The sequence below is a fragment of the Streptomyces sp. DSM 15324 genome (genome assembly GCF_001514285.1).
Classification (GTDB): Bacteria; Actinomycetota; Actinomycetes; order Streptomycetales; family Streptomycetaceae; genus Streptomyces.
In genome coordinates, this window is the sequence record NZ_KQ949026.1 from 211,138 (window position 1) to 236,360 (window position 25,223).

At 71.5% G+C, this 25,223-nt stretch carries 26 protein-coding genes; 10 read left to right on the forward strand and 16 right to left on the reverse strand.

Translation table 11 applies throughout. The features are described from left to right. Positions 1 to 63 precede the first annotated feature (63 nt). The 4 genes from AQJ58_RS15210 to AQJ58_RS15225 form a co-directional block, all read right to left on the reverse strand. A complete protein-coding gene (locus tag AQJ58_RS15210; protein ID WP_067250183.1) occupies positions 64 to 702 on the reverse strand; it encodes a GNAT family N-acetyltransferase in 639 nt (212 codons plus the stop codon). Positions 703 to 879: 177 nt separating this feature from the next. Next, positions 880 to 1,713 carry a MetQ/NlpA family ABC transporter substrate-binding protein gene (locus tag AQJ58_RS15215; protein WP_067250186.1) on the reverse strand — a complete coding sequence of 278 codons (834 nt, stop codon included), beginning with the start codon at positions 1,711 to 1,713 and terminating at the stop codon, positions 880 to 882. A gap of 68 nt (positions 1,714 to 1,781) precedes the next feature. Then, on the reverse strand, positions 1,782 to 2,519 hold the full coding sequence (locus AQJ58_RS15220) for a methionine ABC transporter permease (RefSeq protein ID WP_067250188.1): 738 nt from the start codon (positions 2,517 to 2,519) through the stop codon (positions 1,782 to 1,784). After that, positions 2,516 to 3,532, reverse strand: a complete 1,017-nt coding sequence (locus AQJ58_RS15225; RefSeq protein ID WP_067250190.1) for a methionine ABC transporter ATP-binding protein — start codon at positions 3,530 to 3,532, stop codon at positions 2,516 to 2,518. The genes AQJ58_RS15220 and AQJ58_RS15225 overlap by 4 nt, the downstream gene beginning before the upstream one ends. 413 nt (positions 3,533 to 3,945) lie before the next feature. Between AQJ58_RS15225 and AQJ58_RS15230 the strand changes: the two genes are divergently transcribed. Both AQJ58_RS15230 and AQJ58_RS15235 read left to right on the forward strand, forming a co-directional pair. Next, a complete protein-coding gene (locus AQJ58_RS15230; RefSeq protein ID WP_067250193.1) occupies positions 3,946 to 4,305 on the forward strand; it encodes a hypothetical protein in 360 nt (119 codons plus the stop codon). A gap of 1 nt (position 4,306) precedes the next feature. Then, on the forward strand, positions 4,307 to 4,726 hold the full coding sequence (locus AQJ58_RS15235) for a hypothetical protein (RefSeq protein WP_067250196.1): 420 nt from the start codon (positions 4,307 to 4,309) through the stop codon (positions 4,724 to 4,726). Here AQJ58_RS15235 and AQJ58_RS15240 read toward each other — a convergent pair. From AQJ58_RS15240 to AQJ58_RS15250, 3 genes are all read right to left on the reverse strand, one after another. Continuing rightward, positions 4,716 to 5,213 (reverse strand): GNAT family N-acetyltransferase, encoded by a 498-nt coding sequence (locus AQJ58_RS15240; protein WP_067250199.1) that lies wholly within the window; start codon positions 5,211 to 5,213, stop codon positions 4,716 to 4,718. The genes AQJ58_RS15235 and AQJ58_RS15240 overlap by 11 nt on opposite strands. Positions 5,214 to 5,258: 45 nt before the next feature. After that, positions 5,259 to 5,777, reverse strand: a complete 519-nt coding sequence (locus tag AQJ58_RS15245) for a sigma-70 family RNA polymerase sigma factor (protein ID WP_067250202.1) — start codon at positions 5,775 to 5,777, stop codon at positions 5,259 to 5,261. A gap of 68 nt (positions 5,778 to 5,845) precedes the next feature. Next, positions 5,846 to 7,033 carry a glycerophosphodiester phosphodiesterase gene (locus AQJ58_RS15250; RefSeq protein WP_067250205.1) on the reverse strand — a complete coding sequence of 396 codons (1,188 nt, stop codon included), beginning with the start codon at positions 7,031 to 7,033 and terminating at the stop codon, positions 5,846 to 5,848. Between the two features lie 358 nt (positions 7,034 to 7,391). Here AQJ58_RS15250 and AQJ58_RS15255 point away from each other — a divergent pair, with 358 nt between their 5' ends. Next, on the forward strand, positions 7,392 to 8,063 hold the full coding sequence (locus AQJ58_RS15255) for a lysophospholipid acyltransferase family protein (protein WP_055631585.1): 672 nt from the start codon (positions 7,392 to 7,394) through the stop codon (positions 8,061 to 8,063). An 80-nt stretch (positions 8,064 to 8,143) separates the two neighbouring features. Here the strand turns inward: AQJ58_RS15255 and AQJ58_RS15260 are convergent, their stop codons facing one another. The 4 genes from AQJ58_RS15260 to argH all read right to left on the reverse strand — a co-directional run bounded on the left by AQJ58_RS15260 (position 8,144) and on the right by argH (position 12,883). Further along, positions 8,144 to 9,655, reverse strand: coding sequence for an MFS transporter (locus AQJ58_RS15260; protein ID WP_067250207.1), 1,512 nt, complete (start codon positions 9,653 to 9,655; stop codon positions 8,144 to 8,146). Continuing rightward, the gene (locus tag AQJ58_RS15265) at positions 9,652 to 10,218 is read right to left on the reverse strand and encodes a TetR/AcrR family transcriptional regulator (protein WP_067250210.1); all 567 of its coding nucleotides are present in this window, start codon (positions 10,216 to 10,218) and stop codon (positions 9,652 to 9,654) included. Before AQJ58_RS15265 ends, AQJ58_RS15260 begins: the two co-directional genes overlap by 4 nt. A gap of 113 nt (positions 10,219 to 10,331) precedes the next feature. Further along, on the reverse strand, positions 10,332 to 11,303 hold the full coding sequence (locus AQJ58_RS15270) for an aldo/keto reductase (protein WP_067250213.1): 972 nt from the start codon (positions 11,301 to 11,303) through the stop codon (positions 10,332 to 10,334). 149 nt (positions 11,304 to 11,452) lie between these two features. Further along, complete coding sequence (argH, locus tag AQJ58_RS15275) at positions 11,453 to 12,883, reverse strand: argininosuccinate lyase (RefSeq protein ID WP_067250215.1); 1,431 nt, start codon at positions 12,881 to 12,883, stop codon at positions 11,453 to 11,455. Between the two features lie 189 nt (positions 12,884 to 13,072). Here argH and AQJ58_RS15280 point away from each other — a divergent pair, with 189 nt between their 5' ends. Together AQJ58_RS15280 and AQJ58_RS15285 are read left to right on the forward strand one after the other, a co-directional pair. Continuing rightward, positions 13,073 to 13,987, forward strand: coding sequence for a hypothetical protein (locus AQJ58_RS15280; RefSeq protein WP_067250218.1), 915 nt, complete (start codon positions 13,073 to 13,075; stop codon positions 13,985 to 13,987). Between the two features lie 122 nt (positions 13,988 to 14,109). Next, positions 14,110 to 14,694, forward strand: coding sequence for a pyridoxamine 5'-phosphate oxidase family protein (locus tag AQJ58_RS15285; RefSeq protein ID WP_067250221.1), 585 nt, complete (start codon positions 14,110 to 14,112; stop codon positions 14,692 to 14,694). A gap of 2 nt (positions 14,695 to 14,696) precedes the next feature. Here AQJ58_RS15285 and AQJ58_RS15290 read toward each other — a convergent pair whose 3' ends face one another. Together AQJ58_RS15290 and AQJ58_RS15295 are read right to left on the reverse strand one after the other, a co-directional pair. Beyond that, positions 14,697 to 16,160, reverse strand: coding sequence for a sensor histidine kinase (locus tag AQJ58_RS15290; RefSeq protein WP_067250223.1), 1,464 nt, complete (start codon positions 16,158 to 16,160; stop codon positions 14,697 to 14,699). Then, the gene (locus tag AQJ58_RS15295; RefSeq protein WP_067250226.1) at positions 16,157 to 16,897 is read right to left on the reverse strand and encodes a response regulator transcription factor; all 741 of its coding nucleotides are present in this window, start codon (positions 16,895 to 16,897) and stop codon (positions 16,157 to 16,159) included. The genes AQJ58_RS15290 and AQJ58_RS15295 overlap by 4 nt, the downstream gene beginning before the upstream one ends. Positions 16,898 to 17,048: 151 nt before the next feature. Between AQJ58_RS15295 and AQJ58_RS15300 the strand changes: the two genes are divergently transcribed. The 5 genes from AQJ58_RS15300 to AQJ58_RS15320 all read left to right on the forward strand — a co-directional run bounded on the left by AQJ58_RS15300 (position 17,049) and on the right by AQJ58_RS15320 (position 22,374). Next, on the forward strand, positions 17,049 to 18,401 hold the full coding sequence (locus tag AQJ58_RS15300) for a ferredoxin reductase family protein (protein WP_067250229.1): 1,353 nt from the start codon (positions 17,049 to 17,051) through the stop codon (positions 18,399 to 18,401). 73 nt (positions 18,402 to 18,474) lie between these two features. Further along, positions 18,475 to 18,918: an FMN-binding protein gene (locus tag AQJ58_RS15305; RefSeq protein WP_067250904.1), complete on the forward strand. Its 444-nt coding sequence runs from the start codon at positions 18,475 to 18,477 to the stop codon at positions 18,916 to 18,918. A gap of 60 nt (positions 18,919 to 18,978) precedes the next feature. Further along, positions 18,979 to 20,361, forward strand: coding sequence for a ferredoxin reductase family protein (locus AQJ58_RS15310; protein WP_067250232.1), 1,383 nt, complete (start codon positions 18,979 to 18,981; stop codon positions 20,359 to 20,361). A 59-nt stretch (positions 20,362 to 20,420) separates the two neighbouring features. Then, entirely contained in the window at positions 20,421 to 21,578 is a 1,158-nt protein-coding gene (locus tag AQJ58_RS15315) for an FMN-binding protein (RefSeq protein WP_067250235.1), read from the forward strand. Next, on the forward strand, positions 21,571 to 22,374 hold the full coding sequence (locus AQJ58_RS15320; protein WP_234360056.1) for an FAD:protein FMN transferase: 804 nt from the start codon (positions 21,571 to 21,573) through the stop codon (positions 22,372 to 22,374). The genes AQJ58_RS15315 and AQJ58_RS15320 overlap by 8 nt, the downstream gene beginning before the upstream one ends. A 77-nt stretch (positions 22,375 to 22,451) precedes the next feature. On the opposite strand, the gene AQJ58_RS15325 is transcribed toward AQJ58_RS15320, so the two are convergent. From AQJ58_RS15325 to argB, 3 genes are read right to left on the reverse strand one after another with little or no spacing between them, the layout of a single operon-like run. Then, a complete protein-coding gene (locus AQJ58_RS15325) occupies positions 22,452 to 22,997 on the reverse strand; it encodes an arginine repressor (RefSeq protein WP_067250240.1) in 546 nt (181 codons plus the stop codon). Between the two features lie 7 nt (positions 22,998 to 23,004). Next, complete coding sequence (locus tag AQJ58_RS15330; RefSeq protein WP_067250244.1) at positions 23,005 to 24,198, reverse strand: acetylornithine transaminase; 1,194 nt, start codon at positions 24,196 to 24,198, stop codon at positions 23,005 to 23,007. Continuing rightward, a complete protein-coding gene (gene argB / locus AQJ58_RS15335; RefSeq protein ID WP_067250247.1) occupies positions 24,195 to 25,130 on the reverse strand; it encodes an acetylglutamate kinase in 936 nt (311 codons plus the stop codon). The genes AQJ58_RS15330 and argB overlap by 4 nt, the downstream gene beginning before the upstream one ends. Positions 25,131 to 25,223: the final 93 nt, after the last annotated feature.

Genomic DNA, 25,223 nt, shown 5'->3' on the forward strand with positions numbered 1-25,223 from the left:
AGCGGGCTCCGTGAGGGTACCCGGTCGGACGGGGCGGGCCGGCGCCCGATCGTCGGGCCGGGGTCAGTTCCAGTCGGTGTACGAGGTGAAGCCGCCGCCCTCGGCGAGCTGGTCGCCCGCGCCCTCGATGTCCTCGGGCAGCAGGCTCCACACGATGTAGTCGGTGCGCACCTCGGTCCAGGTGTCGTCCTCGGCGCGGGCCCGCGCTATGCAGGCGCCGCGCAGGACGCCCTCGCTGATACAGCCGATCTTCTGCGCGACCTGCTGGGAGGCGGTGTTGTCGGCGGCCGTGCGCAGCTCGATGCGCTCGAACTTCTGGTCGGTGAACAGCCACTGGGCGGTGGCGAGCGCGGCCTCGGAGGCGTAGCCCTCGCCGCGGGCCCAGGAGGCGACGATGTACGACAGTTCGGTGGACCGGACGTGCCAGTCGGTCCTGGCGAGCTGGATGACGCCGACGAGCCGCTGGGTGAGGAACTCGGTGACGGCGAGGGAGAGGCCGCGTCCGGCGGTGCGTTCGTCGGGTGCGTCCTCGGTGATCCAGCGGTGGGCCGCCTGTCGGCTGTAGGGCTGCGGGGCGTCCGTCCAGGCGCCGATCTGCTCGTCGTTCATCATCTCGGCCAGGGCGGGCACGTCGTCCTCGTCGAAGGGCCGCAGCACCAACCGCTCCGTGCTGATGGAGATGGTGGGGAAGGTGCTCGTCATGAAGCCGCTCCGTAGCCTTCGAAACCTCGGTGCCCGACCGGTCCTGTACCTACCGGACCGTCAGGACCCGCTGAACTGCCCAGCATGCAGCATGAAGGGGCCGGACGGCACCACGGGGTCCCCACCCTTCGTGAGGGAGCGGACCCCGTGGGTTGCGGTGGCGTGCGGCGCGGACGGTCAGAACGCGGGGACGACGGCGCCGTCGTACTTGTCCTCGATGAACTTCTTCACCTCGGGCGAGGTGAGCAGCTCGGCGAGCTTCTGGATCCGCGGGTCGTCCTCGTTGCCCTTCTTCACGGCGAGGAAGTTGGCGTACGGGTTGTCCTTGGCGGACTCGGCGGCGAGGGCGTCCTTGGCGGGGCTGAGGTCGGCCTCCAGCGCGTAGTTGCCGTTGATCACCGCGGCGTCGACGTCGGCCAGGGAGCGCGGCAGCTGGGCCGCCTCCAGCTCCTTGAACACGAGCTTCCTGGGGTTGGCGGTGACGTCCTTGGGGGTGGCGTCGTAGCCGACTCCGGACTTCAGCTGGATCAGGCCGTTGGCCTCCAGCAGCTTCAGCGCGCGGGCCTCGTTGGTGGTGTCGTTCGGCAGGGCGACGGTGGCGCCCTTCTTGAGGTCGTCGAGCTTCTTGACGCCCTGGGAGTACAGGCCGAGCGGCTCCAGGTGCACGGTGGCACCGGGCACGGCGACGATGTCGGTGCCGTTCTTCTTGTTGAAGTCGGTGAGGTACGGCTGGTGCTGGAAGTAGTTGGCGTCGACCTCGCCCTGCTGGACGGCCGTGTTGGGGGTCACGTAGTCGGTGAACTCCTTGACCTCGAGGTCGAGGCCGGCCTTCTTGGCGAGATGGTCCTTGATGTAGGTGAGGATCTCGCCCTGCGGGGTGGGAGTGGCCGCGACGGTCAGCCGGGCGTCGGCGCCGGCGCTTCCCGAGTCCTTGTCCGAGCCGCAGGCGGTGAGCCCGAGGGTGAGGGCTCCGGCGAGGACGGCGGTGGTGATCTTGGCGGTGTTACGCACGAAAAGTGCCTTTCCTAGGGGTGGTGCGGCCCCGCGGTGGGTGTGCGGGGAGTTCGGGGGGGGTGCGCTCAGGCGACCTTGCCGACGTCGGCGGCGGCCGGCTCCCGGGTCCTGAGCAGCCGCAGCTTCGGGGCGGGGCCCGAGCGGCCGCCGCGGCGGTGCAGGGAGCGGGCGACCCAGTCGCCGGCGAACTGGATGAGGGAGATGACGACGGCGAGGATCGCGACGGTGATCCACATCAGGTCGGTCTCGAAGCGCTGGTAGCCGTAGCGGATGGCGATGTCGCCGAGGCCGCCGGCGCCGACCGTGCCGGCCATGGCGGAGTAGCCGATGAGGGCGACGACCGTGGTGGTCGTGGAGGAGATGAGCGAGGGCAGCGACTCGGGGACGAGGACCTTGCGGACGACGGTCCAGGTGTTGCCGCCCATCGACTGCACGGCCTCGACGAGTCCGCCGTCCACTTCGCGGACGGCCGTCTCGACCAGGCGGGCGAAGAACGGTACGGCGCCGATGGCGAGCGGGACGATGGCGGCCTCGCGGCCGATGGTCGTGCCGGTGACGGTGCGGGTGAAGCCCATGAGCGCCACCATCAGGATGATGAACGGCATCGAGCGGGCGATGTTCACGATCTGCCCGACGACCTTGTTGGCGACGACGTTCTGGAGGAGTTCGCCCTTGTCGGTGAGGACGAGGAGAAGACCGAGCGGGAGTCCGCCCGCGACGGCTATGAGCGTCGACCAGCCGACCATGTAGAGGGTGTCCCAGCAGGCCTGCGCCAGCAGGGGCTGCGTCTCCGACCAGGTCACTTGGCGCCCTCCGCGAGCAGTACGTCGATCTGCAGGCCCTGTTCGCGCAGGAAGCCGATCGGTACGACGTTGTCCTCGTAGCGGCCGGGCAGTTCGATGCGCATCCGGCCGACCTGGAGTCCGCCGACGGTGTCGATGGCGGCGCCGAGGATGGAGATGTCGATGTTGTAGGTGCGCGAGAGCTGGGAGATGACCGGTCGGGTGGCGCTCTCGCCCTGGAAGGTGACGTCGACCACGGTGCGGTCCTCGCCGGTGGCCTCGCCGCCGACCGGGAAGAGGGCGGCGGCCAGTTCGGAGCCGGGGGTGGCGAGCAGTTCGCCGACCGTGCCGGACTCCACGATCCGGCCGCGCTCCATGAGGGCGGCGGAGTCGCAGACCGACTTGACCACGTCCATCTCGTGGGTGATGAGCAGCACGGTGAGGCCGAGCTGCCGGTTCAGGTCGCGCAGCAGCTGGAGGATGGAGCGGGTGGTCTCCGGGTCGAGGGCGCTGGTCGCCTCGTCGGACAGCAGCACCTTGGGGTCGCCGGCGAGGGCGCGGGCGATACCGACGCGCTGCTTCTGGCCGCCGGAGAGCTGGGCCGGGTAGGACCGCGCCTTGTCGGCGAGTCCGACGAGGTCGAGCAGGTCCAGCGCCTTGCGGGAGCGCTCCTTGCCCGAGACGCCGAGGATCTCCAGCGGGAGTTCGACGTTGTCCTGGACGGTCCGTGAGGACAACAGGTTGAAGTGCTGGAACACCATGCCGATCCGGCTGCGGGCCTGCCGCAGTTCGCGGCCGGCCCGTGGTCCGCGGCCGGCGAGGGCGGTGAGGTCCTGGCCGGCGACGGTGACCGTGCCGGCGGTGGGGCGCTCCAGGAGGTTGACGCAGCGGATCAGCGAGGACTTGCCGGCGCCGGACTGGCCGATGACGCCGTACACCTCGCCTTCGCGGACGTGCAGGTCGACGCCGTCCAAGGCGGTGACCTCACGGCCGCGTGAGCGGTAGACCTTGGTCAAGGCCGTGGTGGTGATCACGTGGGTTTTCCGTCACTGTCGAGTGCGCGGGCGTGGGTGTGCCCGGGCGCACGGATGCGTTCGTTCAGGACGCGGCACGTCCTTGGCCGGGGACTCCCGGGGAGGACGGATGCGCGGAGCGGAGGCTCGGGGGGGGTGCGGGGGCCCGCTAGCAGGCGCACATTCGACACATGCGACACATACAGCGCACGCCGGGCGTCAGGTTCGCCTCGGTCGCAAAGGTGCGGCTGCTCGTCGTGGTCATGTGCATCAGTAAAGCAGACGTACGGTACTGACCAGGAAACGCCTGTCCACATGCTGGACAAGCGTGGACACCCGGCGACGTAGCGGACGGCCGTGGACGGCCCCGGGCGGGCGACGGACGGCACGGGGCCCGGCGCGGGGTGCCGATTACGGCGTAATAAGGTCGCTGCATGCTTGATGCCCTGACGCTGGTGACCGGCGTCGCCGCGCTGCTGCTCGCCGCCTGGTGCGGCTGGGCGGCCCATCGTGACCAGCCGACGAAGGACTGGCACTTCATCGGGATGGCCGTGGTCTCGGTGCTGGCGCTGGTGCAGCTGGCGGTCGGCATCGTGCTGCTGGCCCTGGGCCAGAAGCCGGTGCAGGGCACGACGATCTTCGTGGCGTATCTGCTGGGCGCCGTCGCGTGCGTGCCGGCTGCGGGTCTCATGTCGCTGTCCGAACGGACGCGGTGGGGCTCGGTGACGGTCGCCGCGTCGGCGGTCGTGCTCGCGGTCCTGGAAGTACGGCTCTACGACATCTGGGGAGGCTGAGATGACGGCCGTTCAGGAGAAGCCGGCCCGGCTGATCGGCGGGCCCGGCCTGGTGCTGGTGTGGTTCTACGGCGTGATGGTGGTCGGGGCGGTGTCGCGCTCGGCGTACCAGATCGCCACGGAGTTCGACCGGGCGCCGCTCGCCTACACGCTGTCGGCGGTGGCGGGCCTGGTGTACGGGTTCATCACGTACTCGCTGGTGCGGGGCGGGGAGACGGCGCGCAGGGCGGCGCAGCTGTGCTGTGCCGCCGAACTCGCGGGCGTGCTGGTGGTCGGCACCTGGACCCTGATCGAGCCGTCGGCCTTCCCGGACGCGACGGTCTGGTCCGATTACGGGATGGGCTATGTGTTCATTCCCGTACTGCTGCCGCTCTCCGCGCTGTACTGGCTGCGCCGGTCCCGGACAGCCCCTAAGCCGTAGCCGCGTACTCGCCGGCCGCCTTCTCCAGGACGATCATCGGGACGCCGTCCGTGCCCTCGGCCGTGCCCACCGTCTCGTAGCCGACCCGCCGGTAGAGGCGGAGGTTGCCCTCGCTGCGGTGGCCGGTGTGGAGGCGGAACTTCTTGGCGCCGCGCTCCTCGGAGAGGGCCGCTTCGGCGGCGCGGAGGAGACGGGCGCCGATGCCGTGCCCCTGGAGGCGGGGGTGGACGCAGAGACGGCCGATGGAGGCGGCACCGTCCTCGGTGATGTGACCGCGGACCGAGCCGACCACCTCGTCTCCGAGCCGTGCCACGTAGACGCAGTCGGAGGCGAGTTCCTCCTTGACCGAGTCCAGGGTCTGGACGAGCGGGGCGATGCGGTAGTTGCCGTACAGCGCGGCTTCGCTCTGGAAACACAGGTACTGCAGCACGAAGATCTGCTCGGCATCCTGCTCGGTCGCCACCGAGATGGTCACGCTCATGCCCATGTGCGCACGCCTCCCGCTCACCTGATCGCCTGGGGTCCTCCACTCCTATCCCCGCACTTGGCGGGCCGCAACCTCCGGTGCGAGCAAACGCCTCAGACATGCCAGACATCTGGAACGTTCCGGGCCGATACTGCCCTGTGAGATACCCAACTCACCGGCGATCTGCCGGTAGGTGGGCTCCTCGGGGGACAGGAGCGCCTCGAGGAGAGGGGCGCAGCGGCCGGGGAGGCGGCGCACCGCCTCGCGCAGGGCGCGGCGGCGGGCGGCGGCGAGGGCGAGCCGCTCGGGGCCGCGGTCACGGTCGTCGGCCGGTTCGGTCCCGTACGGCTGCTCGAAGCGGGCGGAGCGGCGGGTGCGGCGGGCCTCCGCGCGCACCGCCCGGCGCAGCCAGGCCGGCGGGTCGAGCGGGGGGCCGTCGGTGGCGAGGCGCTCCAGGAGGCGGAGCCAGACCGCCTGTTCCAGGTCTCCCGGTTCGGTGCCGGTGGCGTGGGCCTCGGCGGCGGTCTCGGCGGTGAGCAGGGGGCGCAGGTCGGTGAGCAGGCCGGTGAGCGGGTCGTGCGTCATGTGCCGGACGATGCGGCCGCGCGGGCGGGCTGGTTGCCCGCACGGCCGGATGTCACTCCAACGGGGACTCAGCCGTTGACGAAGTCCTCACGGGCCAGGACGCCGGTGTCGGCGTTGTCGGTGAAGACCCCGTCGATGCCGGTCGCGAAGTAGGCGCGGAAGGCGCCGAAGACATCGCCGTAGGCGTCCGCGCCCGTGCCCTTGCGGAAGTTCGCCGGGAGGAACGGGTTCTCGTTGCGCATGGTGTACGGGTGCAGGATCAGGCCGACGGCGTGGGCGTCCTTCACCAGGGTGGTGGGGGTGGTGAGGTTGCCGCTCGCGTCCTTCGGGATGACCAGGTCGAGGGTGGGGCCGATGCCCTGGGCGTAGCCGGCGATCTCGCGCAGCCCGGTCCGGGTGATCAGGTCGGCGACCGTGCGCGGGTCGCCCGCCTCGACGAAGTCCCAGGGGCGGGTGTTCGCGGCGGACAGCAGGACCACGAGCGGGTTGTCGACGAGCTTGTTCAGGCGCTGGATGCTGCTCGGCTCGAAGGACTGGAGGATGACGGGCGAGTTCTTCCGGTCCTTGCCGTGCTTGTGCAGCAACTTGGCCACCCGCTCCTCCAGGCCGAGGCCCAGCTTGCGGAAGTAGGTGGGGTGCTTGGTCTCGGGGTAGATCCAGACCTGCTTGCCGCGCCTGCGGGTCTGCTCGTCCTGCCACGTCAGGACTTCCTCGAAGGTGGGGATCTCCCAGCGGCCGTTGTAGAGCGTGTTGTGCGGGCGGTTGGCCGGGATGCGCTCGACCGCGCGCAGGGTCTTCAGCTCGGCGAGCGTGAAGTCCTCGGTGAACCACCCGGTGGTGGAGACGCCGTCGAGGACCTTGGTGGTCCTGCGGTCGGCGAACTCCTTGTGGTCGGCGACGTCCGTGGTGCCGCCGATCTCGGGCTCGTGGCGGCAGACCAGATGGCCGTCCCGGGTGGGGACCAGGTCGCCGGCCTCGACGATGTCGGCGCCGAGGTCGAGGGCCAGCTCGTAGGAGCCGAAGGTGTGTTCGGGGCGGTAGCCGCTGGCGCCCCGGTGGCCGATGATCGTCGGCACCGGGAGGCTGCGGAGCCCTCCTCTGCCGGGGCGGCCCGCCCCGGCGGCGCGGGCGGTGCCGGCCAGGCCCAAGACGCTTCCCGTGGCACCGAGCACGGCCGCGCCGAGCAGCGCCCGGCGTCCGGTCGTCCCGCCCGTCGTCATCCGCTCGTTCGGCTCCCACGCGTCCTGCGATCCCATTGCGGCCCTCCTGCCGTCGGTCCTTCGTGCGCCCGATCGTAGGGGCGTGGACATGACGGTCGGGAGACGTCGGCCCCAACACGCGGGTGACGATGGATGGCGGCTGCGGACCCTGAGGTGACGGGGCGTCGGAATGCCCGCTCGGGGAGGGGGAAGGCGGTCCGCAGGGGACGTTTCGCGCGGTCGCCCCGCTCGTTCCGCGCAGGTGACGGGCGGGTGGCGGTGCCGCCATCCAGGTAAACGTACGTCAACAGTGCGTAAGGCCTCGGTGAACCCGATGTGCGTCACCCGGGGAGCCGCGAGTATCGTCCTCACCTGCACAGACTCATACCGTTTTTCCTTGGCATCGGAGGGCCCGTTGTCCCGCTTCGCGCTCATCAAGGCAGTGCTCGGACCGGTCATGCGCCTGATGTTCCGCCCCCGGGTCGAGGGCGTGGAGCACATCCCGGGCGACGGTCCGGTCATCCTGGCCGGCAACCACCTGACCTTCATCGACTCGATGATCCTGCCGCTCGTGTGCGACCGGCAGGTCTTCTTCATCGGCAAGGACGAGTACGTCACCGGCAAGAGCCTCAAGGGCCGGCTGATGGCGTGGTTCTTCACCGGCGTCGGCATGATCCCGGTGGACCGGGACGGCGGCCGCGGGGGTGTGGCCGCGCTGATGACCGGGCGTCGGGTGCTGGAGGAGGGGAAGGTCTTCGGGATCTACCCCGAGGGGACCCGCTCCCCCGACGGCAGGCTGTACCGGGGGCGCACCGGTATCGCGCGGCTGACGCTGATGACCGGGGCGCCCGTCGTCCCGTTCGCGATGATCGGCACGGACAAGTTGCAGCCGGGCGGGGCGGGGATGCCTCGGCCCGGGCGGGTGACGGTCCGCTTCGGTGAGGCGATGGAGTTCTCCCGTTATGACGGGATGGACCGGGACCGGTACGTGCTGCGGGCCGTGACCGATTCCGTGATGACCGAGGTCATGCGGTTGTCGGGACAGGAGTACGTGGACATGTATGCGACGAAGGCGAAGGCGGCGTAGGGGTTCGTCGTCGGGTGCCGGTGCGTGGGGTTGTTCGCGCAGTTCCCCGCGCCCCTGGCCCGCGAACCCTGCCCGGCGTTCTAGAGGCGCTGTTCCTTCAGGAGGAACCATGCCGCCAGTGCCGTCGCCAGCAGGACCGCCGCACCCACTCCCGATGCCAGGCTCAGGCCGTCGACGAAGGCCTCGCGGGCCGAGGTCAGCATCGCCTCCGCGTCCGCCGCGGGCATCCTCGACGCCGCTTCCACGGCGCCGCCCAGCGATTCGTGCGCACCCTCCGGTGTGCCCGTCGGGGACGGGAAACCCCGGTACACGCCCGTCACGATCGAGCCGAGCACGGCGATGCCGAGGGCCGCGCCGAGTTCGTACGCCGTCTCGGAGACCGCGGAGGCCGCTCCCGCCTCGTCCTTGGGAACCGAGGACAGGATGACGTCGGCGGTCACCGTGAAGGAGAAGCCGGCGCCGGCACCGACCACGAGGAGGGCCGCGCCGAGGACCGGGTAGCCGGTCGTGGTGTCGATCAGGGTCAGGGCCGCGAGGGCCAGACCGATGGCCGCAAGGCCGCCGGAGACGACCGTGCGCACCGAGAGGCGCCGCGCCGCGCGGCCCGCCAGCAGACCGGCCGTCACCGCGCCCACCGCGGCGGGGAGTTCGGCCAGGCCCGCCTCCAAGGGGCGTCGGTCCTGCACCAGTTGCAGGTACTGGGAGAGGAAGAAGACCAGTCCGGACATGCCGAGCACGGTCAGCATGTCGGCCAGGACCGCGCCGCTGAAGCCCCGCCTGCCGAACAGGCGCATATCCAGCAGCGGCTCGGGCAGCGTGAGCTGACGGCGTACGAAGCCGTACAGCGCGGCGAGACCGAGGGCGGCCGCCGTCAGGGGTTCCCGGGTCAGGCCGTGGCTCGCGGCCTCCTTCACCGCGTACACGACGGCGATCATGCCGATCAGGGACAGCGCCACACTGATCAGGTCCCAGGGGCCCGGGTCGGGGTTCCTGGACTCGGGGAGCGTCTTGAGGCCGACCAGGACCAGGACCACCATCACCGGCAGGTTGATCAGGAAGACCGAGCCCCACCAGAAGTGTTCGAGGAGGAACCCGCCCACGATGGGGCCGACGGCGGTGCCCGCCGAGGCGGTGGCGCCCCAGATGCCCACGGCGAGGCTGCGTTCGCGGGGGTCGTGGAAGAGGTTGCGGATGAGGGCGAGGGTGGCGGGCATCAGGGTCGCGCCGGCCACGCCGAGCAGGGCGCGGGCGGCGATCATCAGCTCGGGGGTCGTCGCGTAGGCGTTGAGGACGGAGATCAGCCCGAAGGCCGTGGCGCCGCCGAGCAGGATCCGCTTGCGGCCGATGCGGTCGCCGAGGCTGCCCATGGAGACCAGCAGGCCGGCGATGACGAAGGAGTAGACGTCGCCGATCCACAGCAGCTGGGTGCCGGTGGGGTGGAGGTCCTCGCTGATGTACGGGGTCGCGAGGCCGAGGACGGTCGCGTCGACGGCCACCAGCAGCACGGCGAGGACGAGGACGGAGAGCGCGAGCCAACGGTCCGGACGCTTCACCGCCTCGGTCGTGGTCGCCGGCTGCAGGGTGCTGGTCATGATTCCTCTCTCGGTTGTGCGGGATGTCGTAGCGCGCCGCCGAGCAGCAGGCCCACGACCATGGGACGGAAGTCCCTGGGGGCGCCCTTGCCGGACTGCACCAGCCAGGCGGCGGAGGCCAGCAGGCCGTAGAGCGCCTCGGTGAGCCAGGCGGGCGTGAGGTCGATGCGGAACTCGCCGGTGAGCTGTCCGCGCCGGAACAGCGCGGAGATGCGGTCGTCGATGCGGGTCCAGCCCTGGTGCACCTCCTCGCCCTCGAACAGCTGGTTCTCGGTGTAGAGGAAGGCGAGGAGTCCGGCGGCGGGCTCGATCTCGCGCACCAGACGCTCCACGGCGTCGCTCGCCGGGCCCTCGTCCAGCCGGGCCGCGTCCAGCGCGGTCTCGCACTCCTCGATGCCGAGCGCCTCCAGGGCGCGCACGAGCGCGTCGCGGCCGGCGAAGTGCCGGTGCAGGGTGGCGCGGCTGATCCCGGCGGCCTTGGCGACCTCGTCCAAGGTGGCGGTGGACTTGCGGGTCAGCAGGGCGGCGGCGCTGCGGAGTACGTGGTCACGGTCGACGGCCATGAGACAACCATAGACCATTTGAGACATCATTGTCTCACTGAGGGCATGGATGACTCACGCAGGGGGCGTGAGTCAAGGTGCGGGTCGGCGCCTTCGGCAGCGGCGTCGCCGGGTCAGTGCCAAGGCAGGGCGGCCCGGTGGCTCCAGTACGTCTGCGGGTCCTCGGTCAGCGCGGCGAGCCGGGAGAGCTGGTCCTCGTCCAGGTCCACGACCGCCGCGTGCAGGTTGGAGGCGAGCTGGGCCGCGGTGGCCGCACCCGAGAGCACCACGCCGGCCCACGGGGTGCGCAGCACCAGCGCGAGGGCGACCGCGTCGCAGCCGAGGCCCGCCTCGGCGGCCACGGTCCTCAGCGGCTCCGGGGCGTACGGGCCGGCGAGGCGGCCGTTGGCCATGGCCTCCTTGACGATCACCGTGAGACCCGCGTCATGGGCCTCGGCGAGGGCGGGGGCGGCCGAGGTCTCCAGGGCGTTGTACGTCGACTGGACGGTACGGAAGAGGGGCTCGCCGTCGACCGTGACGGCGAGGGCGGCGCGGATCGCGTCCGCCTGGGCGGGGCCGCTGGTGGAGAAGCCGACGGTGACGCCCTGGGCGGCGGCTTCCGCGAGCCTGGCGTGGAGTTCCTTGTCGGTGAGGGCGGGGCTGTCCGGGGTCACCGAGTGGATCTGGTAGAGGTCGAGGCGGTCGCCGAGGAGGCGGGCGGTCTCGGCGCGCTGACGGTCGTACGTCCGCACGCTGTGGTCCTTGACCTCGTGCGTCTCGGCGTCGGTCGACCAGCCGGCCGTGTAGGTGTAGCCCCATTTGCTGCCTACGACGACGTCGCCCGCGTCCGGCCTCGCCTTGAGCCAGTCGGCGAGGAACTCCTCGCTGCGGCCGTAGGAGCGGGCGGCGTCGACGTAGCGGACGCCTTGGGCGTAGGCGGCGTCGAGGAGGTCGTGGGTGCGGGTGCGCAGCGCCTCCACGCTGCGGTCCTCCCCCAGGTCCTCGTCCCGTCCGAGGTTGATGTAGCCGGGGCGGCCGACCGCGGCGAGGCCCAGTCCGATGTGGCAGGTGGGGGTGGTCGCTGTGGCCAGTCGGGCGAAGGGCATCGCAGGCTCCGTTCGGTCGGGTCCGGTACGGCTCCCGACCAACCTAGCCTGCGACGACCTTCACCTCGGGGCTCGGCGGGTGGTGCGTCGGCGGGGGGCGGCTGCGCCAGGTCCGCGCGCGCGGTCCCCCGCCCCTCGCCGGGCGGCGCTCAGGCCTTCTTGGCGGTCGCCCAGGCGTGCTGGGCCGCCACGTCCGCCTTCACCTCGGCCAGCTGGACGGCGACCGCGCTCGGGGCGGTGCCGCCCCGGCCGTTGCGGGAGGCCAGCGCGCCGGGGACGTTGAGGACCGTGCGGACCTCGGGCGTCAGGTGGGCGGAGATCTTCGCGAACTGGTCGTCCGTCAGTTCGTCCAGTTCCTTGTTCTCGGCCTCGGCCGCCTTGACGCACTCGCCGGCGACCTCGTGGGCGACCCGGAAGGGGACGCCCTGCTTGACCAGCCACTCGGCGATGTCGGTGGCGAGGGAGAAGCCGGCCGGGGCCAGTTCCTCCATGCGCTCGCGGTGGACGGTGAGGGTGGCCATCATGCCGGTGAAGGCGGGGAGCAGGACCTCGAGCTGGTCGCAGGAGTCGAAGACCGGCTCCTTGTCCTCCTGGAGATCGCGGTTGTAGGCGAGGGGCAGCGCCTTCAGGGTGGCCAGGAGGCCGGTGAGGTTGCCGATGAGACGGCCGGACTTGCCGCGCGCCAGCTCGGCGATGTCCGGGTTCTTCTTCTGCGGCATGATCGAGGAGCCGGTGGAGAAGGCGTCGTGCAGGGTCACGAAGGAGAACTCCTTCGTGTTCCAGATGATGACCTCCTCGGCGATGCGGGAGAGGTTCACCCCGATCATCGCCGTGATGAAGGCGAACTCCGCCACGAAGTCACGGGAGGCCGTGCCGTCGATGGAGTTGCCGACGCTGCCGTGCTCGAAGCCGAGGTCCGCCGCGACCGCCTCCGGGTCCAGGCCGAGGGAGGAGCCGGCCAGGGCGCCCGAGCCGTACGGCGACACGGCCGTGCGCGTGTCCCACTGGCGCAGCCGTTCGGCGTCCCGGGAGAGGGACTGGACGTGGGCCAGGACGTGGTGGGCGAAGAGGACCGGCTGGGCGTGCTGGAGGTGGGTGCGGCCGGGCATCGCCACGTCCGGGTGGGCCTCCGCCAGGCCGATGAGCGCGTCCTGGAGGTCGGCGACCAGGCCGCCGATGATCCGGGCGTGGTCGCGCAGGTACATGCGGAAGAGGGTGGCGACCTGGTCGTTGCGGGAGCGGCCGGCGCGCAGCTTGCCGCCGAGGTCGGGGCCGAGGCGCTCCAGGAGGCCCCGCTCCAGCGCGGTGTGCACGTCCTCGTCGGCGATGGTGCCGACGAAGGTGCCGGCGGCGACGTCGGCCTCCAGCTGGTCGAGGCCCGCGATCATGCGGGTCAGCTCGTCCTCGGTGAGCAGGTTCGCCTTGTGCAGCACGCGCGCGTGGGCCCGCGAACCGGCGATGTCGTAGGGCGCGAGCCGCCAGTCGAAGTGGACGGACGCGGACAGCTTGGCCAGGGCCTCGGCGGGGCCGTCGGCGAACCGGCCGCCCCAGAGCCGGACGTCACCGCTGTTGCTGCTCACTGCGTTGCTCCTCACCGCTGCACTCAAGGTCATGCATGAGTATGCAGTGCATTGCATGATTCGTCAATTTGGAAGAGTTCTCAAGACTTTTGAAGTCACCTTGAACAACGGCAACCGCTTGCCCGTACTCACGGCTGAACGCTGGCGCCGCGTTTGTAAACCCACTCCTGACCCAAGTGAGGCATCCGCATGTCCAGGGCTCTTCCCAAGTACAACAAGCGTCGTGTGGCGATCATCGGCGGCGCCGCCGCTCTGGCCCTGACCGGTGCGGTGGTCGTGAACCAGGCCCTCGCCGGAGAGTCGTCGTCCAAGAGCAGCAGCACCAACGCCCAGACGCTGGCCGCCGGCCCCGGCACGATCGTGTGCCCCGACGTCGCCTCGAAGCTCCCGGCGATCCCCGCCACCGCGAAGGCCGAGGTCGACCGCAACCTCGCGCTGCTGCAGACCCAGATCAACGAGGCCAACACCCGCCTCCAGAACACGGTCGGCCAGGGCGGCCCGAACTTCGTCCAGAACGCGATCCTCGGCCCCCTCAAGGACAAGCGCGTGGCGACCGTCAACCGCATCGCCACGGCGATCGGCCGCACCGCGGCCAAGCCGACCGGCCTGGACGCCCTGGCGCCCTGCGCCCTGAACGCGGGCGGCGGCGCGGCCGCCGGCAACGTGGGCAACAACGCCAACGCCGGCAACAAGGGGAACGCGGGCAACAACGGCAACAAGGGGAACGCCGGCAACAAGGGCAACCAGGGGAACGCGGGTAACAACGCGAACGCCGGCAACAACAACGGCAACGCGGGCAACGCGAACGCGGTCGGCACGATCACCTGCCCGGACGTCGCCTCGAAGCTCCCGGCGATCCCCGCCACCGCGAAGGCCGAGGTGGACCGCAACCTCGCGCTGCTGCAGACCCAGATCAACGAGGCCAACACCCGCCTGAAGAACACGGTCGGCCAGGGTGGCCCGAACTTCGTGCAGAACGCGATCCTCGGCCCGCTGAAGGACAAGCGCGCGTCGACGATCGACCGTATCGCCCTCTCCATCGGCCGTACCGCCGCCAAGCCCACCGGCCTGGACGTCCTGGCCGCCTGCACGTTGAACAAGTGACGTGACAGGTGTGGTGGCCGCCCCGAGGAAGCGCCGGCCGGGGCGGCTGCCGCCGTATGTCCGGGCTCACCGCCCGGATGATCGCTTTCCCGGGTGAACGCTTTCCCGAATAATCGTCAGCCATGGGAAAGACCTACGAGCGCATCGACGGCAGGCTCCGCACCTTCATCGAGGAGCAGCCGATCTTCTTCACCGCGACCGCTCCGCTGTCCGGCGACGGCACGGTCAACCTCTCCCCCAAGGGCCTCAAGGGCTCGTTCGCGGTGATCGACGAACTCACCGTGGCCTACCTCGACTTCGCCGGATCCAACGCGGAGACCGTCGCCCATCTGCGGGAGAACGGGCGGATCACCCTGATGTGGTGCGCGTTCCAGGGGCCGCCGAACATCGTGCGGGTGCACGGCCGCGGGGAGCCGGTGTTCCGGGACGACCCCCGCTTCAAGGAACTCCTGCGCCACTTCCCCGGCATCGACCCCACCCCGCACGGACTGCGGGCGATCATCGTCGTCCACGCCGAGCTGGTCCGGGACACCTGCGGATACGCGGTGCCCCTCATGGCGTACGAACAGGACCGGGATCTGCACGGGAGGCGGTTCGCGCGGGAGGACGACGCCTCGCTGGACGCCTACTTCCGCGCGAAGGAGCACATCGCCGGCAGCATCGACGGCCTCCCCGGACTGCCGCTGCCCCTGCCGCCGACCCCGTGAGCCTAGGGAATGTCGGTCGCCCCCAGTTCGACCGTGAACGTCGTCGAGCCGGGGCGGCTCGTCAAGGTCACCCGTCCCCCGTGGGCCTGCGCCACCGCTGACACGATCGACAGGCCGAGGCCGGTGCCCGTCTTGGTACGGCGGTGGTCGGCTCGGGTGAAGCGGTCGAAGATCCTCGGCTGGAGGTCCTCGGGGATGCCGGGGCCGTCGTCGTGGACGCGGAGGCGTGTCGCTGCGGGGTCCGTCTCCAGGGTGACCGTGACCTGGGTGCCCTCGGGGGTGTGCAGGCGGGCGTTGGCCAGGAGGTTGGCGAGGACCTGGTGGAGGCGGTGCGCGTCGCCGGTGACCGTGACCGGCTCCTCGGGCAGGTCCAGGCTCCAGCGGTGGCCGGGGCCCGCCGCCCTCGCGTCGGTCACCGCGTCCAGGACCAGCCGGGTGAGGTCCACGGGGCGGCGCTCCAGCGGGCGGCCCGCGTCCAGGCGGGCCAGCAGGAGCAGGTCGTCGACCATCTCGCCCATCCGGGAGGACTCGGCCGCGATGCGTTCCAGCGCCCGGGTCACCTCCGGCGGGACCGGGCCGGGGTGGAGCAGGGCCAGTTCGGCGTGACCGCGCACCGAGGCGACCGGGGTGCGCAGTTCGTGGCTGGCGTCGGCGGCGAAGCTGCGCAGTCTCTCCTCGCTGGCGTGGCGTTTGGTGAGGGCGTCCTCGACATGGCCCAGCATGCGGTTGAAGGCCCCGGCCATCCGTCCGACCTCGCTGCGCGGGTCCGGCTCGGGCGCCCGTGGCGGCAGGGCCACCTCGCCGGAGGCCAGGGGCAGTTCGCTGACCCTGGTGGCCGTCGCGGCGACCCGGCTCAGCGGGCGGAGCGACCAGCGGACCCAGAGGGCTCCGGCCACACCGGCGATCACCAGGGTCACGCCGAAGACGATCCCCGCGACCAGTTCGAGGCGGTGGACCGTCGACTCCACCGGTTCCAGCGGAAGGCCGGTGATCAGGACGTCCCCGTCCAGGCCCCGGGTGGCCCGGACCCGGTACTCGTCGAGCGTGGACAGGTGGACGGTGTGAGATCGGCCGTCGACCGGGACGGCGGCGAGGGCGCGCCGGTCGGCTGCGGTCAGGGCGACCGTGGGGCCGGCGGTCGCGGCACCGGAGGTCGGCACCACGGCGGCGTTGGTCACCGTGCCGTCCAGCAGCCGGACGCCAAGGGTGCCCACCGACTGGCGGCGGGTGTCACCGTGCTCGTCGCCGTCGTGGTCGTCGTGGCCCGGGGGCGGCGCGCCGCCGTGTTCCAGGCTGGCCGGGAAGCGGTTGCCGACCTCGGCGAGCTGTTCGTCGAGGCGGCCGGTGAGGAAGCCGTTCACGCCCACGACCGCGGCCACGCCGACCGCCGCGCAGCCGAGCGCCAGCAGGACCACGAGGCCGGCGGTGAGGCGGGCACGCAGGGTGCGGGGCAGCAGACGGCTCATGACGCGGCCGGTTTCAGCACGTACCCGGCCCCGCGCACGGTGTGGATCATCGGCTCGCGGCCCGCGTCGACCTTCTTGCGCAGGTAGGAGATGTACAGCTCGACGACATGGGCGCGGCCGCCGAAGTCGTAGGACCACACCCGGTCGAGGATCTGGGTCTTGCTGAGTACCCGGCGCGGGTTGCGCATCAGGAAGCGCAGGAGTTCGAACTCGGTCGGGGAGAGCTCGATCAGCTCGCCCGCGCGGGTCACCTCGCGGGCCTCCTCGTCCATGACCAGGTCGCCGACGACCATCCTCGGGCCCTCCTCCTGCTGGCGGGCCATGCCGGCGCGGCGCAGCAGTCCGCGCAGCCGGGCGACGACCTCCTCCAGGCTGAAGGGCTTGGTGACGTAGTCGTCGCCGCCCGCCGTGATGCCGGCGATCCGGTCCTCCACCGCGTCCCGGGCGGTGAGGAACAGCACGCAGACGTCCGGCTTCACGGCGTGCAGGGAGCGCAGCACGGCGAAGCCGTCGGTGTCGGGGAGCATCACGTCCAGCACGACCGCGTCGGGCAGCAGCTCCCGGGCCGCCGTGAGGGCCGAGGCGCCGTCGCCGGCGGTGCGGATCCGCCAGCCCTCGTAGCGCAGGGCGCCGGAGAGGACCTCGGCGAGGTCGGGGTCGTCGTCGACGACGAGGACGCGCAGCGGGGTGCCGTCGGGGCGGGTGAGCGCGGGGCGGCCGGAGCGGGTGGTGTTCATGGCTGCTTCCAGGATCGCTCCCGGCCGGGCGGATCGGGCTCTGCGGTCGCTCTGAGTTTCCTCTGAGTCGGCCGGGCCGGGCGGCCGCTCAGAGCGGTCTGAGAGGTTCGCCCCGCACAGTGGGCTCCCTGACCGGCGAAAGGAGCTCCTCATGACCACCGTGTCCGAGCGGCGGGCGGCACCCCCGGTGGCGCCGGTTCCCCCGCGCTCCCCCGCGGGCCCGGTGCTCGCCGTGCTGTGGGCGGGGGCCGCCGCCGTGCTCGCCCTGTGGTGGTCCGGCACCGGCTCGGTCGTCGGGGCGGCGGGCTGGCTGACCGGGGCCGGGCGGATCGCCGGGCTGCTGTGCGGGTACGCCTGCGCGGTGGTCGTCGCCCTGATGGCGCGGGTACCGCTGCTGGAGCGGCGGATCGGCTCCGACCGGGTGGCGCGCTGGCACGCGATGGCGGGCCGCTACACGATCTGCCTGCTGGTGGCGCACGTCGCGCTGATCCTCGCCGGGTACGCGGCCCAGGACGGCCGGTCGATCGTCCACGAGACGCTGACGGTGGTCCTGGACTACCCCGAGATGCTGAAGGCGACCGCCGGCACGGTGATCCTCCTCGCGGTCGGGGTGACCTCGGCGCGGGCCGTGCGCCGTCGCACCGGCTACGAGTTCTGGTACTACGTCCACCTCCTCACCTACGCGGCCGTCTTCCTCGCCTTCGGCCATCAGCTGGCCCTCGGCAACGACCTCAACGGCAGGCCGGTGGCCACGGCCGCCTGGTACGCGCTCTACCTCGGGGCGGCGGGGCTGGTGCTGTGGTTCCGGGTCCTGGTCCCCGTACGGCTGAACCTGCGGCACCGGCTGCGGGTGGAGTCCGTGCAGCGGGAGGCTCCCGGTGTGTACTCCGTCGTCGCGCGGGGGCGGCGGCTGGACGCACTCGGAGCGGTGGCCGGGCAGTTCTTCCGGTGGCGGTTCCTCGGGGCGGGCCTGGCGTGGACCTCGACGCCGTACTCGCTGTCGGCGCCGCCCCGGGCCGGGCGGATGCGGATCACGGTCAAGGCGCTCGGCGGACACAGCGCGCGCGTGGCGCTGCTGCGGCCCGGCACGCGCGTGTGGGCCGAGGGGCCGTACGGCGCGATGACCGCCGACCGGCGCGGGGCACCGAAGGCGCTGCTGATCGGGGCGGGGGTGGGCATCACCCCGCTGCGGGCGCTGTTCGAGACGCTGCCCGGCGAGGTCACCGTGCTGTACCGGGCGCGTTCGGCGGAGGACCTCGCGCTGGGTTCGGAACTGGAGGCGATCGCCCGCTGGCGCGGGGCGAGGGTGCTGTACGCGCTCAACGGGCCCGGGGGGCAGCGCCCGGACCTGGGCGCCGGGTCGCTGCGCGCGGCGGTGCCGGACCTGGCCGGGCACGACGTCTACCTGTGCGGGCCGCACGGCTTCGCCCGGGACGTGTACGAGGCCCTGCGCGCCGCCGGGGTGCCGGACCGGCGGATCCACCACGAGTCGTTCGAGCTGTGAGAGCAGCGAGAGCTGTGAGAGCCGTGAGAACCGTGAGAGCTGTGAGAGCCGTGAGAGTGGTGAGGTCGTGGCCGTGCACCCGCTGAAGAAGAACCGCCCCCTGCGCCGGATCATGCTGGCGAGCGCGACCACCGTCTCCGCGGTGGTGATGCTGCTGGCGCTCAAGCCGCACACGGCACCCGAGCCGGCGGTGGCGTCCCCGGTGCCCTCCGCCGGCAGCTCGGTCTCCCCGGGCAAGGGCGGCACGACCGTCACCGGCGACCCGGTGCAGACCCGCTGGGGGCCGGTCCAGGTCCGGATCACCGTACAGAACGGGAAGATCACGGACGTGACGGCGGTGACCTACCCCCAGGACAATCCGCGCGACCAGCAGATCAACGCGTACGCCCTCCCCCAGCTGCGCAGCGAGGCGCTGAAGGCGCAGAGCGCGCACATCGACACCGTCTCGGGAGCGACGTACACGAGTGACGGTTACCGCCAGTCACTCCAGTCCGCACTGGACTCGGCGGGTCTCTGAACACAAAGCGGTCGAGGCACGTATCTCTGGGCGCCAGGGTCAAGTCCCCACGGAGGAACCGTGACCACCACGATCGCAGGCGGACGCGCCGCCCGCCGCCAGACGATGCGCCGCATCCGCCCGCGCCGATCCCCCGCCGTTCCGTTGCTGCTCGCCGTATGGGCGGGCGCGGCGGGCGTGCTGTGGCTGTGGTGGAGCAATACGCCGAACATCGCCGACAACGACAGCAAGATTCTCAACGCGGGGCGGATCACCGGTCTGCTCGCCGGCTATCTGATGGCGCTCGTCGTGCTGCAGATGGCCCGGGTGCCGGCGCTGGAGCGCCGGGTGGGCTCGGACCGGGTGGCGCGCTGGCACGCGATGAGCGGCCGGTACACGCTGAGTCTGACGTTCGCGCACGTGTTCCTCATCATGTGGGGGTACGCGCTCCAGGCCGGCAAGTCGCTCGGTGACATCGTCCAGCAGACGATCGACTCCATCAACCAGCTTCCCGACATGGGCAAGGCGGCGATCGGCACCGGTCTGCTGCTGGTCATCGGCGTGGTGTCGATCGGCCCGGTCCGGCGGAAGATGCCGTACGACACCTGGTACCACATCCATCTGCTGACGTACGCCGCGGTGTTCCTGACGTTCTGGCACCAGCTCACGACGGGCAACGAGTTCGCCGTCGAGCCCACCGCCAAGACCGTCTGGTACGGGCTGTACGGCTCGGTCACCGCGCTGGTGATCTGGTACCGCATCCTCACCCCGATCCGGCTGAACCTGCGGCACCGCATGTACGTCGAGGCGGTCATCGAGGAGACGCCGGGCATCGTGTCCGTCCTGATCGGCGGCCGCAAGCTGCACCGGATCGGCGCGGAGGCGGGGCAGTTCTTCCGGTGGCGGTTCCTCGCGCCGGGGATGCGGTTCAGCTCCCACCCGTACTCGCTGTCGGCGAACCCGCGCCCCGAACTGCTGCGGATCACGGTCAAGGCGATCGGCGACCACACCGCGGCGCTGCGCGAACTGCGGCCCGGCACCAAGGTGTGGGCCGAGGGCCCGTACGGCGCGATGACCGCCTCCCGGCGCAGCCGCGGCAAGGTGCTGCTGGTCGCCGGCGGTGTGGGCATCACGCCGATGCGGACGCTGTTCGAGACGCTGCCGGGTGCGCCCGGTGACATCACGCTCCTCTACCGGGCCAACAGCACGCAGGACCTGGCCCTGTGGGACGAGCTGGCGAAGATCGCCGACGAGCGCGGGGCGCGGCTGATGTACGCCGTCAACAGCCCCGACGGGGAGCGCCCCGACATCTCGGCGGAGTCCCTCCAGCGCAAGATCCCCGACATCGAGGACCACGACGTGTTCATGTGCGGGCCGAACGGCTTCGCCCAGGGCGTGTACGAGGCACTGCGCGGCGCCGGCGTTCCGGCCCGCCGTATCCATCACGAGTCGTTCGAGATGTGAGCGGCACGACTCCCGGCCCGTGACGTGGCCTTCTACAGGAATCAGGAGCTCAGGAGCAGATGAGGAAGAGCCACCCTCTTCGGCGGGTCGTGCTGGCCAGTGCCGCCACCGTGTCGGGGATCGTGCTGCTGCTGTCGCTGAAGCCGACGACCGACCCGACGTCCACGCAGGCGGCGGGGGCGGCGGGCGGAACGGCGGCGCAGGAGGCGGCCCAGGGCGGAGCCGGGGCGCCCGTGACGGGCACGATGACCGGCGACGCCGTCAAGACGCAGTACGGCGACGTCCAGGTCCGGATCACCGTCGTCAACAACAAGATCACCAAGGCGGAGGCCGTCAAGGCGCCGTCGGGCGGCACCAGCACCCAGAAGTCCGAGCTGGCGATCCCGAAGCTGAACGCGGACGTCGTCGCCAAGCAGAGCCCGGACATCGACACCGTCTCGGGCGCGACCTACACCAGCGAGGGCTACAAGAAGTCCCTCCAGTCGGCGATCGACAAGGCGAACGCGAGCGCGGGTTCCTCCCAGGGCTCCGGCTCGGGCGCCGTGCAGGCCTCCGGCACCTTCACCGGGGACGTGGCGACGACGCAGTACGGCGACGTCCAGGTGAGGATCACGCTCGCCGACGGCAAGATCACCAAGGCGGACGCGGTCAAGGCGCCGTCCGGCGGGACCAGCACGCAGAAGACGGAACTCGCCGTCCCCAAGCTGAACCAGGCCGCGGTCAAGGCCGGCAGCGCCGACATCGACACCGTGTCCGGGGCCACCTACACCAGCGAGGGCTACAAGAAGTCGCTCCAGTCGGCGCTGGACAAGGCGAAGGCGAGCGGAGGTTCGGCGTCGGCCTCCGGGTCGGGTTCGGGCTCCGGGTCGGGCTCGGGCTCGGGTTCGGGCTCCGCTTCTGGGTCTGGGTCCGGCTCGGGGTCCGGCTCGGGTGCGGCGCAGGCCTCCGGGACCTTCACCGGCGCGGTGGCGCAGACGCAGTACGGCCCGGTGCAGGTCCGGATCACCGTCACGGGCGGCAAGATCACCAAGGCGGAGGCGGTCCAGGCCCCCTCGGGCGGGACCAGCACGCAGAAGACGGAACTCTCCGTCCCCAAGCTGAACCAGGCCGCGGTCAAGGCCGGCAGCGCCGACATCGACACCGTCTCGGGCGCGACCTACACCAGCGAGGGCTACAAGCAGTCCCTGCAGTCGGCGCTGGACCAGGCCGGTGACTGACACCGTGGCCGAGTCGGCAGCAGCTCCCGCCGCGGTGCGTCACGCGGAGGAGGTCATGGGGACCGTCTTCTCCTTCGACGTCCGCGGCGGCCCACCGCAGGCGGTGCGCGCGGCGCTCGACGCGGCGGTGGGCTCGCTGCACCGGGTGAACGAGGTGTTCAGCACCTACCGCGAGGACAGCCAGGTCTCCCGGATGGCGCGGGGTGAGCTGACCGTCGGGGAGTGCGATCCCGAGGTGGCCGAGGTGCTGGAGCTGGGCGCCGAGGCGGAGCGGGCCAGCGACGGCTGGTTCAGCATGCGGTACGAGGGCCGGCTCGACCCGACGGGGATCGTCAAGGGCTGGGCCACGGAGCGGGCGGCGCGGCTGCTCTCCGGGGTGCCGGGGGTGAGCGGCGTCAGCGTCAACGGCGGCGGGGACGTGCAGTTGCTGGGCGTGCCCGGGGCGGAGCGGCCCTGGCGGGTCGGGGTGTCCGACCCGCTGCGGCCGGGTGGTCTCGCGGCGGTCGTGTCGGCGGCGGGGGCGGACGAGCTGGCCGTCGCGACCTCGGGCACCGCCGAGCGGGGTGCGCACATCGTCGACCCGCGCACGGGGCGGTCCGCGGTGACCGACCTCGTCGCCGTCACGGTGGTCGCGCCTCGTCTCACCTGGGCCGACTGCTGGGCCACGGCGGCGTTCGCGATGGGCTCGCGGGAGGCGCTGGCCTGGCTGGAGTCACTGCCGGACGTCGAGGCCCTGCTGATCACGGCGGGCGACGAGGTGCGGTGCACGGGGGGACTGGCCCGGCGTCTGGGCTGACGGGGGGTCCAGGGGCGGGGGGCCGCGCGAACAGCCCCCACTCGCCCGGAGCCGGCCGATCCCCGCGACCGCCCCCCTCAGTGGCCGTTCTGAGCCAGCCTCAGCAAGTGCTCCGCCAGCGCCTGCCCACCCGTCGGCTCCCTGCTGATCAGGAGCAGCGTGTCGTCGCCGGCGATCGTGCCCAGGATGTCGTGCAGCTCCGCCTGGTCGATCGCCGAGGCGAGGAACTGGGCCGCACCCGGCGGGGTGCGCAGGACCACGAGGTTCGCCGAGGCCTCGGCGGAGATCAGCAGCTCCTGCGAGAGCCGCCGCATCCGCTCCTCCTTCGCGGACCCCCCGAGCGGGGCCCGCGGGGTCCGGAAACCGCCTTCGCTGGGCACCGCGTAGATGAGATCGCCGTCGGTGTTGCGGATCTTCACCGCGTTCAGCTCGTCCAGGTCCCGCGACAGCGTCGCCTGCGTCACGCTCAGCCCGTCGTCGGCGAGCAGCTTCGCCAACTGGCTCTGCGAGCGCACGGGTTGCCGGTTGAGGATGTCCACGATCCGGCGGTGGCGGGCGGTGCGGGTCTGCGGCACGGCGGGCCCGCCCGCCCCAGCCTGCTCGTGGTCCTGGGCCTGGCTCATCGTCGTCTCATTCTCCGGATCCGTCCCCGCGGGCTGTGTCGAGGATGCCGGGCAGCGCCCCGAGGAACGCCTCCACCGCGTCGTCGCCGAGATTCAGCGGCGGCATCAGCCGGACGACGTCGGGGGCGGGCGCGTTCACGAGGAATCCGGCCTCCTGAGCCGCCTGCTGCACCTGGGGCGCGAGTGGCTCGGAGAGCACGATACCCAGGAGCAGACCCGCGCCCCGGACATAATCGATCAACGGGTGGCCGAGAGACTCGATCCCGCCCCGCAGCTTCTCGCTCTGCCGCTTGACGTTCTCCAGCAATCCCTCGTTCTCGATGGTGTCGAGGACGGCGAGGCCGGCCGCGCAGGCGACGGGGTTGCCGCCGAAGGTCGTGCCGTGGTGGCCGGGCCGCAGGAGCTCCGCGGCCCGCCCGAAGGCGACGGTCGCGCCGAGCGGCAGCCCGCCGCCGAGCCCCTTGGCCAGGGTCACGACGTCCGGCAGGACGCCCTCGTGGGCCTGGTACTCGAACCACTGCCCGGTCCGGCCGATGCCGGTCTGCACCTCGTCGAGGACGAGGAGCGAGCCGGTGGCCGCGGTGATCGCCCGGGCCGCCTTCAGATAGCCGGCCGGGGGCACGACCACGCCGTTCTCGCCCTGGACGGGCTCGATGACGACGAGTGCCGTGTCCTCGGTGACCGCGGCGGCCAGCGCCTGCGCGTCGCCGTACGGGACGTGGGTGACCTCGCCGGGCAGCGGCAGGAACGGTTCCTGCTTGCCGGGCTGGCCGGTGAGCGCGAGGGCGCCCATGGTGCGGCCGTGGAAGCCGCCGTGGGTGGCGACCATGTGGGGCCGCCCGGTGAGCCGGCCGATCTTGAAGGCACCCTCGTTGGCCTCGGCGCCGGAGTTGCAGAAGAACACCTTGCCGTCCCGGCCGAAGTGGTGCAGGAGCCGTTCGGCGAGGGCGACCGGGGGTTCGGCGATGAACAGGTTCGAGACATGGCCGAGGGAGGCGATCTGCCTGCTGACCGCCTCGACGACGGCCGGGTGGGCGTGGCCGAGCGCGTTGACCGCGATGCCGCCGACGAAGTCGAGGTACTCCTTGCCGTCGGCGTCCCACAGCCGGGCGCCCTCGCCGCGCACCAGCGGCAGCCGCGGGGTGCCGTAGTTGTTCATGAGCGAGCCCTGCCACCGGGTGGTCAGTTCCTGGTTGCTCACGCGGACTCCCCCTGCTGCTCGTCGGGCACGACCATCGTGCCGATTCCTTCGTCGGTGAAGATCTCCAGCAGGATCGAGTGCTGCACCCGGCCGTCGATGACCCGGGCAGTCCGCACACCGTTGCGGACGGCGTGCAGACAGCCCTCCATCTTCGGGACCATGCCGGCGCTGAGGTCCGGCAGCAGCTTCTCCAGCTGGGAGGCGGTCAGGCGGCTGATCACCTCGTCGGACTCGGGCCAGTTCTCGTAGAGGCCCTCCACGTCCGTGAGGACCACGAGGGTCTCGGCGTCCAGCGCCGCAGCGAGTGCCGCAGCCGCCGTATCAGCATTGACGTTGTAGACATGTCCGTCGTCCTGGGAGCGGGCGATGGAGGAGACGACCGGGATCCGGCCGTCGGCGAGCAGGGCCTCGATCGCGCCCGTGTCGATCGCGGTGATCTCGCCCACCCGCCCGATGTCGACGAGCTCGCCGTCGATCTCGGGCTGGTGCTTGGTGGCGGTGATGGTGTGCGCGTCCTCGCCGGTCAGACCGACGGCGAGGGGTCCGTGCTGGTTGAGCAGGCCGACCAGCTCGCGCTGGACCTGTCCGGCGAGCACCATCCGTACGACGTCCATGGCGTCCTCGGTGGTGACGCGCAGGCCCGCCTTGAACTCGCTGACGATGCCGTGCTTGTCGAGGGCTGCGCTGATCTGCGGGCCGCCGCCGTGCACGACGACGACGTTGAGGCCGGCGTGGCGCAGGAAGACGACGTCCTGGGCGAAGGCGGCCTTCAGCTCCTCGTTGACCATGGCGTTGCCGCCGAACTTGATGACGACCGTCCTGCCGTTGTGCCGGGTGAGCCAGGGCAGGGCCTCGATGAGGATCTGGGCCTTGGGGAGCGCGGTGTGTTTGCGGGTGGGGGACTTTCGCTCTTCTGAGTGATTGACCGTCATAGCCGACTTTCGGAAGAATCTCGGATCAGCCGCCGGGCGGGCGGTGTTGGCCTGCGGAGGCGACGTAAGACTCATCCCGGACTCGTCCGAGGG